This is a genomic window from Streptomyces africanus (genome assembly GCF_002150735.1).
Classification (GTDB): domain Bacteria; phylum Actinomycetota; class Actinomycetes; order Streptomycetales; family Streptomycetaceae; genus Streptomyces; species Streptomyces africanus.
Window position 1 is genome coordinate 1 of record NZ_MUKA01000236.1, and the last position, 13,495, is coordinate 13,495.

The 13,495-nt window shown below is 70.2% G+C and carries 11 protein-coding genes and 2 pseudogenes; 8 read left to right on the plus strand and 5 right to left on the minus strand.

What is annotated here, in order from left to right; all coding sequences use genetic code 11:
* The 3 genes and pseudogenes from CCL05_RS47595 to CCL05_RS27545 all read right to left on the minus strand — a co-directional run.
* Positions 1–1,163: pseudogene (locus tag CCL05_RS47595) on the minus strand (topoisomerase II); the annotation flags it as partial.
* Between the two features lie 582 nt (positions 1,164–1,745).
* Positions 1,746–1,979 (minus strand): annotated as a pseudogene (locus tag CCL05_RS47600) (hypothetical protein); the annotation flags it as partial.
* A gap of 389 nt (positions 1,980–2,368) precedes the next feature.
* Positions 2,369–2,671: a DUF397 domain-containing protein gene (locus tag CCL05_RS27545; protein ID WP_086563209.1), complete on the minus strand. Its 303-nt coding sequence runs from the start codon at positions 2,669–2,671 to the stop codon at positions 2,369–2,371.
* A gap of 297 nt (positions 2,672–2,968) precedes the next feature.
* Here CCL05_RS27545 and rpsO point away from each other — a divergent pair, with 297 nt between their 5' ends.
* The 5 genes from rpsO (at position 2,969) to CCL05_RS27570 (ending at position 8,399) form a co-directional block, all read left to right on the plus strand.
* Positions 2,969–3,256 carry a 30S ribosomal protein S15 gene (gene rpsO / locus CCL05_RS27550; RefSeq protein WP_010042739.1) on the plus strand — a complete coding sequence of 96 codons (288 nt, stop codon included), beginning with the start codon at positions 2,969–2,971 and terminating at the stop codon, positions 3,254–3,256.
* 301 nt (positions 3,257–3,557) lie between these two features.
* Positions 3,558–5,774: a polyribonucleotide nucleotidyltransferase gene (locus CCL05_RS27555; protein ID WP_086563210.1), complete on the plus strand. Its 2,217-nt coding sequence runs from the start codon at positions 3,558–3,560 to the stop codon at positions 5,772–5,774.
* Complete coding sequence (locus CCL05_RS27560) at positions 5,771–7,150, plus strand: M16 family metallopeptidase (protein WP_086563211.1); 1,380 nt, start codon at positions 5,771–5,773, stop codon at positions 7,148–7,150. Before CCL05_RS27555 ends, CCL05_RS27560 begins: the two co-directional genes overlap by 4 nt.
* A 27-nt stretch (positions 7,151–7,177) precedes the next feature.
* Positions 7,178–7,930, plus strand: coding sequence for a 4-hydroxy-tetrahydrodipicolinate reductase (gene dapB / locus CCL05_RS27565; protein WP_086563213.1), 753 nt, complete (start codon positions 7,178–7,180; stop codon positions 7,928–7,930).
* Between the two features lie 13 nt (positions 7,931–7,943).
* Entirely contained in the window at positions 7,944–8,399 is a 456-nt protein-coding gene (locus tag CCL05_RS27570) for a tetratricopeptide repeat protein (protein WP_086563214.1), read from the plus strand.
* 96 nt (positions 8,400–8,495) lie between these two features.
* Here the strand turns inward: CCL05_RS27570 and CCL05_RS27575 are convergent, their stop codons facing one another.
* Positions 8,496–9,050: a hypothetical protein gene (locus CCL05_RS27575; protein WP_086563215.1), complete on the minus strand. Its 555-nt coding sequence runs from the start codon at positions 9,048–9,050 to the stop codon at positions 8,496–8,498.
* Between the two features lie 112 nt (positions 9,051–9,162).
* The gene (locus CCL05_RS27580; RefSeq protein ID WP_086563217.1) at positions 9,163–9,405 is read right to left on the minus strand and encodes a hypothetical protein; all 243 of its coding nucleotides are present in this window, start codon (positions 9,403–9,405) and stop codon (positions 9,163–9,165) included.
* A 178-nt stretch (positions 9,406–9,583) separates the two neighbouring features.
* On the opposite strand from CCL05_RS27580, the gene thyX reads away from it, so the two are divergent.
* The 3 genes from thyX (at position 9,584) to CCL05_RS27595 (ending at position 13,275) form a co-directional block, all read left to right on the plus strand.
* Complete coding sequence (gene thyX / locus CCL05_RS27585; RefSeq protein ID WP_086563219.1) at positions 9,584–10,324, plus strand: FAD-dependent thymidylate synthase; 741 nt, start codon at positions 9,584–9,586, stop codon at positions 10,322–10,324.
* 211 nt (positions 10,325–10,535) lie between these two features.
* Complete coding sequence (gene dapA / locus CCL05_RS27590) at positions 10,536–11,435, plus strand: 4-hydroxy-tetrahydrodipicolinate synthase (protein ID WP_086563220.1); 900 nt, start codon at positions 10,536–10,538, stop codon at positions 11,433–11,435.
* Positions 11,436–11,589: 154 nt separating this feature from the next.
* A complete protein-coding gene (locus CCL05_RS27595; RefSeq protein ID WP_086563222.1) occupies positions 11,590–13,275 on the plus strand; it encodes a ribonuclease J in 1,686 nt (561 codons plus the stop codon).
* The last annotated feature ends 220 nt before the right edge of the window (positions 13,276–13,495 follow it).

The window sequence follows — 13,495 nt, forward strand, 5'->3', positions numbered from 1 at the left end:
TAGCCACCCTGGGCGTCGGGTGCGGCCGGGGTCGGAGTACCGGGCTGCGGGAAGCCGTAGGCGCCGGGCTGCGGTGCGGGCTGGGCGGGCGGCTGGTCCGGCGGCGTCGCCGGCGCGGCCGGCGAGTTCCAGGCGGCGGGCGCGGGCTGCGGCGCCTGCGGCTGGAACGGCGGCTGCTCCTGCGCGGGAGCGTTCGGGTCCGTGGGCTGCGCCTGTGGCTGGGCCTGCGGCTGAGGCTGGTGCTGCGGCTGCGCGGGCCACTGGCCGGCCGGCGCCGGGGCGGCCGGCTGGTACGACGGCGGCAGCGGCGGCATGGCCTGCGGTGCCGGGGGAGTCCAGGCGGGCTGGGCGTCGGCCGTACCCGGCACTGCGGCGTCCTGCGGAACGCCGTCCTCGGGAGCGGCGTCGGCGGGTGGGGCGTCGGCGGGCTCGGTGCCCACGGGCGGGGCGTCGGCGGGCTGTGCATCGGCCGGCTCGGGAGCAGCAGGGACCTCGTCCGCCGGCGCTCCGTCGGCCGGGTCCTCGTCGGCAGGCGCCGCATCCGCAGGCACGGAGTCCTCAGGCTCGGCGTCCTGCGGCACGGCCTGGTCCGTCTCGGTCTCCGGAGTCGCTTCCTCCGGAGTCGCTTCCCCAGAAGCCGCTTCCTCAGAAGCCGCGTCCTCGGGAGCTTCCTCCTCCGGTGCGGTCACCGCAGCGTCCGCGTCCCCGCTGTCGGCGTCGTCGGAAGCAGCACCGTCGGCACCGGGCGCGTCAGCCGCATCGTCCGCACCGGACGCGTCAGCCGCATCGTCCGCGACGGCCGTGTCAGAGGAGACGTCCTCATCGGCCTGGGCGTCGGCGTCGGCGCCGCTGGGAGTGTCCTCGACGTCACCGCCGGACTCGTCCCCGGCCTCGTCCTCGTCCTGGTCGTCGTCGGCCGACTCCAGCCGCGCTTCGACCTCGGCGGCACGCTCCTCGATCTCCCGCTTCAGGGCGACGGCGGAGAACCGCATCGTGGCACCGCTCTCCAGGTCACCGTTCTCCGGCTCGGCGTCCTCGGAAGCCGGAGTGGCAGGAGCGGGAGGAGCAGCCGAAGCCTCGGGAGTGGCCGGAGCGGCCGGAGTCTCCGACGGAGCGGCCGGCGCCCACTGCGCCTGATACCCGCCGACGGGGATGTTCGGCACGGCCGTAGGAGAGGCCGGATCCGCCGCAGGCGCCTCGGTCCGCTCCTGCGGCTGCGGCGCCGGCGACTGCCCTCCCTGCGGCTCGAACCCCACCGGAAGCCGGGGCACGGCAGACGGCCCCCCGGCAGACGGCCCGCCCGCAGCAGGCGCGGGCGGCGTGAAGGGCGTACCCGGCGCGGGCGCGGGGGGAGAGGGAGGAGCGGGCGGCGTGAACGGAGCGCCCGGAGCAGGCGGCGGCGCGGGCGGCGTGAAAGGCGCCCCTGGAGCCGGAGAAGGCGCTGGAGAGGGAGCCGGCGCCGGAGCCGGGCCGGCGGCCTGCCCCTGCCCCTGTCCCTGCCCGTGTCCTTGCCCCTGCCCCTGCCTCGGAATGGACGACGCCGCACCGGAAGGATTGGCATGCGGCGGCGGAGTGAGCCCCGGCAGCGGCGGAACCGGCCCGCTCGGCCCACCGGAACCCCCACGCGCCCCGGAGGCACTGGAGTCCTCGGACGCACCCGCCCCCTGCGCCGAGCCGGAATTCCCCGAGGCGTTCTGCGTGTACCAGGCCGGCGGCGCGTAGTCGATGGTGAACTCGCCCGTCACCTCTGCCGCGGACTCCGCGTCGGGCTGGTCATCGCCGGGTGTCGCCCAGCCCCCGCGGTTCCCGTCCCGATCGCTGCTCACAGTGTTCCTCCTGGTTGGTCGAGCACCCTCATGCCGTGCTGGGGCGACCCTTGCTTGTCGTCCGACGTCGTACGAAGTCGTTCTGAGGCGTAAGAGGGGTCGTCCGAGGTCGTCCGAATCCAGGCTCCCCCGCTCTCCCCCTGGGACGCCCACGCCTACTCACGGGTTCTGACGCTGCGCCCCGTCCCAGCCTAATCACCACAAGCGCCACCTCGGCAGGCCCGTCCACCCCCGAGCACCTGTCCGCCGCGTCACAACCTGCCCAGAAGCTGCCCGGAAGTGACGTACACAGCACACACTTTGGTGAACAATCAGGGCAATAAAGGTGAAGAACCGCGAACCACCTTGCGCGACCGATCACGAGGAAGCGCGACCGATCACGAGGAAGCGCGACCGATCACGAGGAAGCGCGACCGATCACGAGGAAGCGCGACCGCACGCGAAGAAGCGCGACGAGGGACGGCCGGCCACCGGCCCGCCACACCCCTCGTCGCGCTCCGCGGGAACTACCGCGACTACCGCGACTACCGAGACCGCCGCGACTACTGCCCGGACTCCGCCGGCGAGCCCCCGTCGTGCGACCGCGGCTCCAGATCGAACTCCCCGTCCCGCGCCCCCAGCACGAACGCCCGCCACTCCGCCTCGGTGTAGCGCAGCACCGTGCCCGGGTCGAGCGAGGACCGCATCGCCACCGCCCCCTCGGGCAGGTAGGCGATCTCGACCCGCTCCTCGTGCTCCTCGGTGCCCGGCGCGCAGTGCCACTCGACACCGGAGATGTCGAGGGCGTAGAGCTCGTCGCGCTCCCGCTCCTTGCGTGCCTTGATCTCCTCAGCCGTCTCCGCCATGCCGCAGCGACCCCTTCCCGACGTACCGGTTGCGAACGTCCGGATGCCGTACGAACGATCCGAACCCGCTCACCCTAGTGGCGCCGGCCGTCCCGTCCGGCAGGATCGGGGACCAGCGCAAAGACGCCCCTGGCCGCCTGGTACGCTGGTCGACGGCCGTTTGTGTACGCACCCCCGGAGCGAGCTCTCGCCCTGGAGGCCGCGCCCAGCGGATCCCCGCCTTCCGAGTCAAGGAAGCTCCCCCGAGAAGCAGACCGGGGGCACTCGGTGGCCCTTCACAGACCATGAGGAGTACGCGTGTCGCTCGACGCCGCTACGAAGAAGCAGATCATGTCCGAGTTCGGTACCAAGGAGGGCGACACCGGCTCCCCCGAGGTCCAGGTCGCTCTGCTGTCGCGTCGGATCTCCGACCTGACCGAGCACCTCAAGACCCACAAGCACGACCACCACTCCCGCCGTGGCCTGCTGATCCTCGTCGGTCAGCGCCGCCGGCTGCTGCAGTACCTGGCGAAGAAGGACATCCAGCGCTTCCGTGCGCTGGTCGACCGCCTCGGCATCCGCCGCGGTGCGGCGGGCGCCAAGTAAGACGCCGTGAAGGGAGCGGTTCCCGGCAGGAAAGGGGACCGCTCCCTTTGCTGTACGTGCGGAGTGTCACCGCTGCTTTGTAGTGTGGTAGCACAACGCAATACGGACGACACAGCACGACAAGAAGAGGAGAAGCGCGCCTAGCCGCCGCCGGTCCTCGGTAGTGGCCCCCGGGGGAAGCGAGCCCCGGGTGCTTCGATCGAAGACCGGCCCGCACCGCACGGAGCGCTTCTCCGCCACCGTCCCCCTGCCATACGGGCAGCGAGGGACGAAAGACGACAAAGTAACGGAGAAAACGCTAGTGGAGAACGAGACCCACTACGCCGAGGCCGTCATCGACAACGGCACCTTCGGCACCCGCACCATCCGCTTCGAGACGGGCCGCCTGGCCAAGCAGGCCGCCGGCTCCGCCGTGGCGTACCTGGACGACGACACCATGGTGCTGTCGGCCACCACCGCCTCCAAGAACCCCAAGGACCAGCTCGACTTCTTCCCGCTCACGGTGGACGTCGAGGAGCGGATGTACGCCGCCGGCAAGATCCCCGGCAGCTTCTTCCGCCGTGAGGGCCGCCCCTCCGAGGACGCGATCCTCACCTGCCGCCTGATCGACCGCCCGCTGCGCCCGTCCTTCAAGAAGGGCCTGCGCAACGAGATCCAGGTCGTCGCCACGATCATGGCGCTCAACCCCGACCACCTGTACGACGTCGTGGCGATCAACGCCGCCTCCGCGTCCACGCAGCTGGCCGGCCTGCCCTTCTCCGGCCCGATCGGCGGCGTCCGCGTCGCGCTGATCAACGGCCAGTGGGTGGCCTTCCCGACGCACACCGAGCTCGAGGACGCCGTCTTCGACATGGTCGTCGCGGGCCGTGTCCTGGAGGACGGCGACGTCGCGATCATGATGGTCGAGGCCGAGGCCACCGAGAAGACCATCCAGCTGGTCAAGGGCGGTGCCGAGGCGCCGACCGAGGAGGTCGTCGCCGCCGGTCTGGAAGCCGCGAAGCCCTTCATCAAGGTCCTGTGCAAGGCCCAGTCGGACCTCGCCTCCAAGGCCGCCAAGCCGACCGGCGAGTTCCCGATCTTCCTGGACTACCAGGACGACGTCCTCGAGGCGCTCACCGCCGCCGTCAAGCCGGAGCTCGCCCAGGCGCTCACCATCGCCGGCAAGCAGGAGCGCGAGGCCGAGCTGGACCGCGTCAAGCAGCTCGCCGCCGAGAAGCTCCTGCCGGAGTTCGAGGGCCGGGAGAAGGAGATCTCCGCCGCGTACCGCTCGCTGACCAAGACCCTGGTCCGGGAGCGCGTCATCAAGGAGAAGAAGCGCATCGACGGCCGCGGTGTCACCGACATCCGCACGCTGGCCGCCGAGGTCGAGGCGATCCCGCGGGTCCACGGCTCCGCGGTGTTCGAGCGTGGCGAGACCCAGATCCTGGGCGTCACCACCCTGAACATGCTCCGCATGGAGCAGCAGCTGGACACGCTGTCGCCGGTGACCCGCAAGCGCTACATGCACAACTACAACTTCCCGCCGTACTCCACCGGCGAGACCGGCCGCGTCGGCTCCCCCAAGCGCCGCGAGATCGGCCACGGCGCCCTCGCCGAGCGCGCCCTGATCCCGGTCCTGCCGACCCGCGAGGAGTTCCCCTACGCGATCCGCCAGGTCTCCGAGGCGCTCAGCTCCAACGGCTCGACCTCCATGGGCTCGGTCTGCGCCTCCACCATGTCGCTGCTGAACGCCGGTGTGCCGCTGAAGGCCCCCGTCGCCGGTATCGCCATGGGCCTGATCTCCCAGGAGATCGAGGGCGAGACGCACTACGTCACCCTCACCGACATCCTCGGTGCGGAGGACGCCTTCGGCGACATGGACTTCAAGGTCGCCGGCACCAAGGAGTTCGTCACCGCCCTCCAGCTCGACACCAAGCTGGACGGCATCCCGGCCTCCGTCCTGGCCGCCGCCCTCAAGCAGGCCCGTGACGCCCGCCTCCACATCCTCGACGTGATGATGGAAGCGATCGACACGCCGGACGAGATGTCCCCGAACGCCCCGCGGATCATCACCGTCAAGATCCCCGTGGACAAGATCGGCGAGGTCATCGGCCCCAAGGGCAAGATGATCAACCAGATCCAGGAGGACACGGGCGCCGACATCACGATCGAGGACGACGGCACGATCTACATCGGCGCGGTCGACGGCCCGTCCGCCGAGGCCGCCCGTACGACGATCAACGGCATCGCCAACCCGACGATGCCCGAGGTCGGCGAGCGCTACCTGGGTACGGTCGTCAAGACGACCACCTTCGGCGCCTTCGTGTCGCTGCTCCCGGGCAAGGACGGTCTGCTGCACATCTCGCAGATCCGCAAGCTCGCCGGCGGCAAGCGCGTGGAGAACGTCGAGGACGTCCTCGGCGTCGGCGCGAAGGTCCAGGTGGAGATCGCCGAGATCGACTCGCGCGGCAAGCTCTCCCTCATCCCCGTGATCGAGGGCGAAGGCGACGACGACAAGAAGGACGACACCGACCAGTGACGTCGACCAGCTCGACGGCGACGGCCCGCACCTCCTCGGAGGCGCGGGCCGTCGCCCGTACCCAAACCCTGATCAAGGGCACCAACGGCATCGGCGTCGTCCGCAAGACCACCCTCCCCGGTGGCCTGCGCATCGTCACCGAGACCCTCCCCTCGGTCCGCTCGGCCACCTTCGGCATCTGGGCCCACGTCGGCTCCCGCGACGAGACGCCCGCGCTGGGCGGCGCCACGCACTACCTGGAGCACCTGCTCTTCAAGGGCACGAACCGCAGGTCCGCCCTGGACATCTCCTCCGCGATCGACGCGGTCGGCGGCGAGATGAACGCCTTCACGGCGAAGGAGTACACGTGCTACTACGCGCGCGTGCTCGACACCGACCTGCCGCTCGCCATCGACGTCGTCAGCGACATGCTGACCGGCTCGCTCATCCTCGAAGAGGACGTCGACATCGAGCGCGGCGCCATCCTCGAAGAGATCGCCATGACCGAGGACGACCCGGGCGACTGCGTGCACGACCTGTTCGCGCACACCATGTTCGGCGACAACCCCCTCGGCCGCCCGGTCCTCGGCACGGTCGACACGGTCAACTCCCTCACCGCCGACCGCATCCGCCGCTTCTACAAGAAGCACTACGACCCGACCCACCTCGTGGTCGCGTGCGCCGGCAACATCGACCACTCCAAGGTGGTACGCCAGGTCCGCGCCGCCTTCGAGAAGGCCGGTGCCTTCAAGGAAGCAGTCGCCGAGCCCGTCGCCCCGCGCAGCGGCCGGCGTGCCCTGCGCACCGCCGGCCGGGTCGAGCTGATCGACCGCAAGACCGAGCAGGCCCATGTCGTGCTCGGCATGCCGGGCCTGTCGCGCACGGACGAGCGCCGCTGGGCCCTGGGCGTGCTGAACACCGCCCTCGGCGGCGGCATGTCCTCCCGCCTCTTCCAGGAGGTCCGCGAGAAGCGCGGCCTGGCCTACAGCGTCTACTCGTACACCTCGGGCTTCGCCGACTGCGGCCTGTTCGGCGTGTACGCGGGGTGCAGGCCGTCGCAGGTGCACGACGTGCTGAAGATCTGCCGCGACGAACTCGACCACGTCGCCGAGCACGGCCTCTCGGACGACGAGATCGGGCGCGCGATCGGTCAGCTCCAGGGCTCCACGGTCCTCGGCCTGGAGGACACCGGCGCGCTGATGAACCGTATCGGCAAGAGCGAGCTGTGCTGGGGCGAGCAGATGTCCGTCGACGACATGCTGACGCGGATAGCCTCGGTCACCCCGGACGACGTCCGCTCGGTCGCCCGCGAGATCCTGGGACGGCGGCCTTCCCTGTCGGTCATCGGCCCGCTGAAGGACAAACAGGCGACCCGCCTGCACGACGCCGTCGCCTGACAACCCCTGGTGAAGGAAGCACAAGAGATGAGCAAGCTGCGCGTGGCGGTCCTCGGCGCCAAGGGCCGGATCGGCTCGGAAGCGGTCCGGGCCGTCGAGGCCGCCGAGGACATGGAACTGGTCGCCGCGCTGAGCCGCGGCGACAAGCTGGAGACGCTGGCCGAGACCGGCGCCCAGGTCGCGGTCGAACTGACCACGCCCGACTCGGTCATGGCCAACCTCGACTACTGCGTACGCCACGGCATCCACGCGGTCGTCGGCACCACCGGCTGGACCGACGAACGCCTCGCGCAGCTGAAGGGCTGGCTGGAGCAGTCCCCGGAGACGGGCGTGCTCATCGCGCCGAACTTCTCCATCGGGGCCGTCCTGACCATGAAGTTCGCGCAGATCGCCGCCCCGTACTTCGAGTCCGTCGAGGTCGTCGAGCTGCACCACCCGAACAAGGTGGACGCCCCCTCCGGCACCGCCACGCGCACCGCCCAGCTCATCGCCGAGGCCCGCCGCACCGCCGGCTCCGCCCCGGCCCCGGACGCCACGGCCACCGCCCTGGACGGTGCCCGCGGCGCCGACGTCGACGGAGTGCCGGTGCACGCCGTCCGGCTGCGCGGCCTGCTCGCCCACCAGGAGGTCCTGCTCGGCGCCGAGGGGGAGACCCTGACGGTCCGGCACGACTCGCTGCACCACAGCAGCTTCATGCCGGGCATCCTGCTCGGCGCCCGCCGTGTGGGGAGCGTCCCGGGCCTGACCTTCGGCCTGGAACACTTCCTGGACCTGAGCTGAGTCCCTGACCGTCATGCGCGCGAAGCTCACCTACGCCCTCACGGCCGCCGTCCTGGTCGTCTACTTCGTCCTGGTCGGCAGCCGCGGCGTCCTGCTCATCGAGACCGGCACGCCCCTCACCGTCACCTTCGGGGTCGCGGTGCTGATCCTGCCGGGCATCGGCCTGTGGTTCCTGTGGAAGAACACCCAGTTCGTCCGCAGGGCCAACGCCCTCGCCGCCGAACTCGACGCCGAGGGCGGCCTGCCCGTCGACGAACTGAGGCGCACGCCCAGCGGGCGGATCGACCGGGACTCGGCCGACGAGGTCTTCGCCCGGCGCAAGGCCGAGACGGAGGCCGCCCCCGACGACTGGCGCACCTGGTTCCGCCTCGCCGTCGCCTACCACGACGCCCGCGACACCCCGCGCGCCCGCAAGGCGATGCAACGCGCGATCGCCCTGCACGACGGCAAGCAGCCCGAGACGGCCTGAACCGCACCCCACTCAGGCCGGAACTCATGCCGGAGGGGCCGGACCGCGAACGGTCCGGCCCCTCCGGCACGAGAATCCGGGGTCACCCCGGAAACGTCAGTGCGGGCGGTACTCGTCCGCCCACGCCTCCACCGCGTCCGCCGCCCGGTCGAAAGCCTCCAACCGGCCCACGAAGTCCGCGTTGTGCGTGGTCAGCAGCGCCGGCCCACCCTCGGGCGACTGCCCGTGCCGGACGAGCAGCAGCGCCTGCCCCTGCACCGTCCGGGGCAGCCCCAGCCAGCGCACCGGCTGCTGCACCGTGCGCACGGCGGCGACCTGCTCCCAGGACGCCGTACGGGTCACGAGGAAACCCACGTGCCGCAGCCCGCGCGCGCTCACCCACACGCCCATGCGCAGCAGCCGCAGCGCCCCGGCGATGACCAGCAGCGCGAGGCCGAAGACCACACCGGCCGAGGCCAGTTCGGCCGTCGCCGCGATGATGACCGCCGCGAACAGCACGAACGAGGCGAGCAGCAGCGCCAGCGCCGCCGCCCCCACCCGCCAGGGCCCGGGCCGGTAAGGCCGCCGCCAGCGGTCACGGTCGTCGTACGGCAGCGGAATGTCGTCCGTCGCCTCGAAAACGCGGTCGGCCGTCAGGAAGGGCAGGGGCACGGCTGGTCCTCACTCGATCCATGCGTGGGCTGTGCCCGGTGAGGCTACCGATCTGTGTCCCCGGTCACCACTGGCGGGGGGCCGGATGGAGTCATCGCCGGTCTGCGGCGGCTCAGTTCTTCTGCGACGCCTGCGACTGCTGAGGCTGCGAGGCCTGGTGGTCGCCCGTCGACAGCGCGGGCGTCCCGATGACCAGGGAACCCACGAGCCCCGCCACGATGGTCATACCCAGCAGCCAGCGCCCGGCCATCTGGCCGACGGACAGCCGCTCACGCGGTGGGGGAGTGACATTACTGCGGAACCTGTCGGCCTCGGCAACAAAGGCAAACGGTACGGGTTCACGCCGACCGAACATCAGGGGTGCTTCTCCTTCGGGGGATGGAACGGATCAACTCTCGTCCGTAAAGACGAACGAACTCCCTCAGTGGTGCCCTGTTTCACCGACTTCATTGCGGCACGCCACCGATCGCACGCGTTTCGCCGGGCCGTAGAGTGGCGTCGCCACACGACGAGATGGGAAGGCCCTGCCAACCGTGACCGACACCCCCGCCGACGACCCCAAGCCCAGCTACCGCAGCGATGTGACCGTCGAGCTGGTCAAGCACACCGCGTCCGACGCGGACGTCCTGTTCGCCGCCCGTGTCTCGACCATCGGCGAGCAGTCCCTGGACGAGCTGAACAAGGACCCCGAGCGCTCCAAGGGCCTGATCAACTACCTGATGCGGGACCGGCACGGCAGCCCCTTCGAGCACAACTCGATGACCTTCTTCATCAGCGCCCCGATCTTCGTCTTCCGCGAGTTCATGCGGCACCGCGTCGGCTGGTCGTACAACGAGGAGAGCGGCCGCTACCGGGAGCTCCAGCCGGTCTTCTACGTCCCCGACGAGTCCCGCAAGCTCGTCCAGGAGGGCCGCCCCGGCAAGTACGTCTTCGTCGAGGGCACCCAGGCCCAGCAGGAACTGGTCGGCCGCGTGATGGAGGACTCCTACCGGCAGGCGTACGAGGCCTACCAGGAGATGCTCGCCGCCGGCGTCGCCCGCGAGGTCGCCCGCGCGGTCCTCCCGGTCGGCCTGTACTCCTCGATGTACGCCACCTGCAACGCCCGCTCGCTGATGCACTTCCTCGGCCTGCGCACCCAGCACGAGCTGGCCAAGGTCCCGTCCTTCCCGCAGCGCGAGATCGAGATGGTCGGGGAGAAGATGGAGGCCGAGTGGGCCCGGCTCATGCCGCTCACCTACGCGGCCTTCAACGCGAACGGACGCGTGGCGCCGTAACGTGCCCCGGTTCCCCGATCAGGTACAGATGTACGGTTCAGCCGCACGAAGTGTCCGTATTGCGGCATTTCGAGAAGTTCATCTAGCCTGATCAAACGGGTCCGGCACTGCTTGAACCCCCGAGCAGGCAGTGCCGGGCTCCACCTTTGTCACGACTTGTCGCCTCCCCCTTGGGCAGACCCGGTCCTGAGCAACGAGTAGCGTGTAACCCATGGCTCCGACCTCGACTCCGCAGACCCCCTTCGGGCGGGTCCTCACCGCCATGGTCACGCCCTTCAAGGCGGACGGCGCACTCGACCTCGACGGCGCGCAGCGGCTCGCCACCCACCTCGTGGACGCAGGCAACGACGGCCTGGTCATCAACGGCACCACGGGCGAGTCGCCGACCACCAGCGATGCGGAGAAAAGGGATCTCGTCCGGGCGGTCCTGGAGGCGGTCGGCGACCGGGCCCACGTGGTGGCCGGTGTCGGCACCAACGACACCCACCACAGCATCGAACTCGCCCGCGCGGCGGAGCGCACCGGCGCACACGGCCTGCTCCTCGTGACCCCGTACTACAACAAGCCCCCGCAAGAGGGCCTCTACCGGCACTTCACGGCCGTCGCCGACGCCACCGAGCTGCCGGTCATGCTCTACGACATCCCCGGCCGCAGCGGCGTCCCGATCAACACGGAGACGCTCGTCCGCCTCGCCGAGCACCCCCGGATCGTCGCCAACAAGGACGCCAAGGGCGACCTGGGCCGAGCGAGCTGGGCCATTGCCCGCTCCGGCCTCGCCTGGTACTCCGGCGACGACATGCTGAACCTGCCCCTGCTCTCCGTGGGCGCGGTCGGCTTCGTCTCGGTCGTCGGCCACGTCGTCACCCCCGAGCTGCGCGCCCTCGTTGACGCGTACACCTCGGGCGACGTCCAGAAGGCCACCGAGATCCACCAGAAGCTGCTCTCGGTCTACACGGGCATGTTCCGCACCCAGGGCGTGATGACGACCAAGGCGGCGCTCGCCCTGAAGGGCCTGCCCGGCGGGCCCCTGCGCGCCCCCATGGTCGAATGCGCGCCCGAGGAGATCGAGCAACTCAAGATCGATCTTGCCGCCGGCGGGGTACAGCTCTGACATCAGACTTCGCGCGGCCCCCGCGCACCTGCTTCACAACTGAATAAGCGGGCCACCGGTGCCCGCACCACCCATACGACAACTGCTTCTGCACGAACGTCACGCGCGCCACGTGCCCTACCGGTACGTGGCGCGCGTGGTTGAGGAGAGTCTTTTGAGTCATCCGCATCCCGAACTCAGCCCGCCCCCGCCGCTCCCCGAAGGCGGCCTGCGGGTCACCCCGCTCGGCGGCCTCGGCGAAATCGGCCGGAACATGACGGTCTTCGAGTACGGCGGCCGCCTGCTGATCGTCGACTGCGGAGTGCTCTTCCCCGAGGAGGAGCAGCCCGGAATCGACCTGATCCTGCCGGACTTCTCGTCCATCAGGGACCGCCTCGACGACATCGAGGGCATCGTCCTCACGCACGGCCACGAGGACCACATCGGCGGCGTCCCCTTCCTCCTGCGCGAGAAGCCGGACATCCCGCTGATCGGCTCCAAGCTGACCCTCGCCCTCATCGAGGCCAAGCTCCAGGAGCACCGCATCCGCCCGTACACCCTCGAGGTGGCGGAAGGACACCGCGAGCGCATCGGCCCGTTCGACTGCGAGTTCGTCGCCGTCAACCACTCCATCCCCGACGCGCTGGCCGTAGCCATCCGCACCCCGGCGGGCATGGCGGTGCACACCGGCGACTTCAAGATGGACCAGCTCCCGCTGGACAACCGCCTCACGGACCTCCACGCATTCGCACGTCTGAGCGAGGAGGGCATCGACCTCCTGCTCTCGGACTCGACGAACGCCGAGGTCCCGGGCTTCGTCCCGCCCGAGCGGGAGATCTCCAATGTCCTGCGCCAGGTCTTCGCCAGTGCCCGCAAGCGCATCATCGTCGCGAGTTTCGCCAGCCACGTCCACCGCATCCAGCAGATCCTGGACGCGGCGCACGAGTACGGCCGCCGCGTCGCCTTCGTCGGGCGTTCCATGGTCCGCAACATGGGCATCGCGCGTGACCTGGGCTACCTGAAGGTCCCCCCGGGCCTGGTCGTGGACGTCAAGACGCTCGACGACCTCCCGGACAGCGAGGTCGTTCTCGTCTGCACCGGCTCCCAGGGCGAACCCATGGCGGCCCTGTCGAGGATGGCCAACCGGGACCACCAGATCCGCATCGTCCAGGGCGACACGGTGATCCTCGCGTCGTCCCTGATCCCCGGCAACGAGAACGCGGTCTACCGCGTGATCAACGGCCTCACCCGCTGGGGCGCCAACGTGGTCCACAAGGGCAATGCCAAGGTCCACGTCTCCGGCCACGCCTCCGCGGGCGAGCTGCTGTACTTCTACAACATCTGCCGCCCGAAGAACCTGATGCCGGTGCACGGCGAGTGGCGCCACCTGCGCGCCAACGCCGAGCTGGGCGCCCTGACCGGCGTCCCGCACGACCGCATCGTCATCGCCGAGGACGGCGTTGCCGTCGACCTCGTCGAGGGCAAGGCCAAGATCTCCGGCAAGGTCCAGGCGGGCTACGTCTACGTCGACGGGCTCTCGGTCGGTGATGTGGGGGAGCCGGCCCTCAAGGACCGCAAGATCCTCGGCGACGAGGGCATCATCTCGGTCTTCGTGGTCATGGACTCGTCCACCGGGAAGATCACCGGAGGCCCGCACATCCAGGCCCGCGGCTCCGGCATCGAGGACTCCGCCTTCAGTGACGTGATCCCCAGGATCACGGAGTCACTCGAGCGCTCCGCCCAGGACGGCGTGGTCGAACCCCACCAGCTCCAGCAGCTCGTTCGCCGCACGCTGGGCAAGTGGGTCTCGGACACGTACCGGCGCCGGCCGATGATCCTGCCTGTGGTGGTGGAGGTCTGACGGTCCGTCGGGCCTGAGCAGGCGCCAACTGGGAGCGGGGCTCCTCGATTTGCATCGAGGAGCCCCGCTCCAGTAGGTTTACAACTCCTTCCGAAGGGGCACCCGGCCGACTCAGGCACGGGGACCATGCCCGGCTGAGGAAGGGAAATCCGACTCAGAACTTCTGATAAAGTCGGAACCGCCGGAAAGGGAAACGCGGAAGCGGGAACCTGGAAAGCAC

Coding starts and splice junctions, on each gene's coding strand:
- dapB (WP_086563213.1), top strand. CDS start 7,178: ATGAGCAAGCTGCGCGTGGCGGTCCTCGGCGCCAAGGGCCGGATCGGC.
- CCL05_RS27570 (WP_086563214.1), top strand. CDS start 7,944: ATGCGCGCGAAGCTCACCTACGCCCTCACGGCCGCCGTCCTGGTCGTC.
- CCL05_RS27580 (WP_086563217.1), bottom strand. CDS start 9,405: ATGTTCGGTCGGCGTGAACCCGTACCGTTTGCCTTTGTTGCCGAGGCC.
- CCL05_RS27545 (WP_086563209.1), bottom strand. CDS start 2,671: ATGGCGGAGACGGCTGAGGAGATCAAGGCACGCAAGGAGCGGGAGCGC.
- dapA (WP_086563220.1), top strand. CDS start 10,536: ATGGCTCCGACCTCGACTCCGCAGACCCCCTTCGGGCGGGTCCTCACC.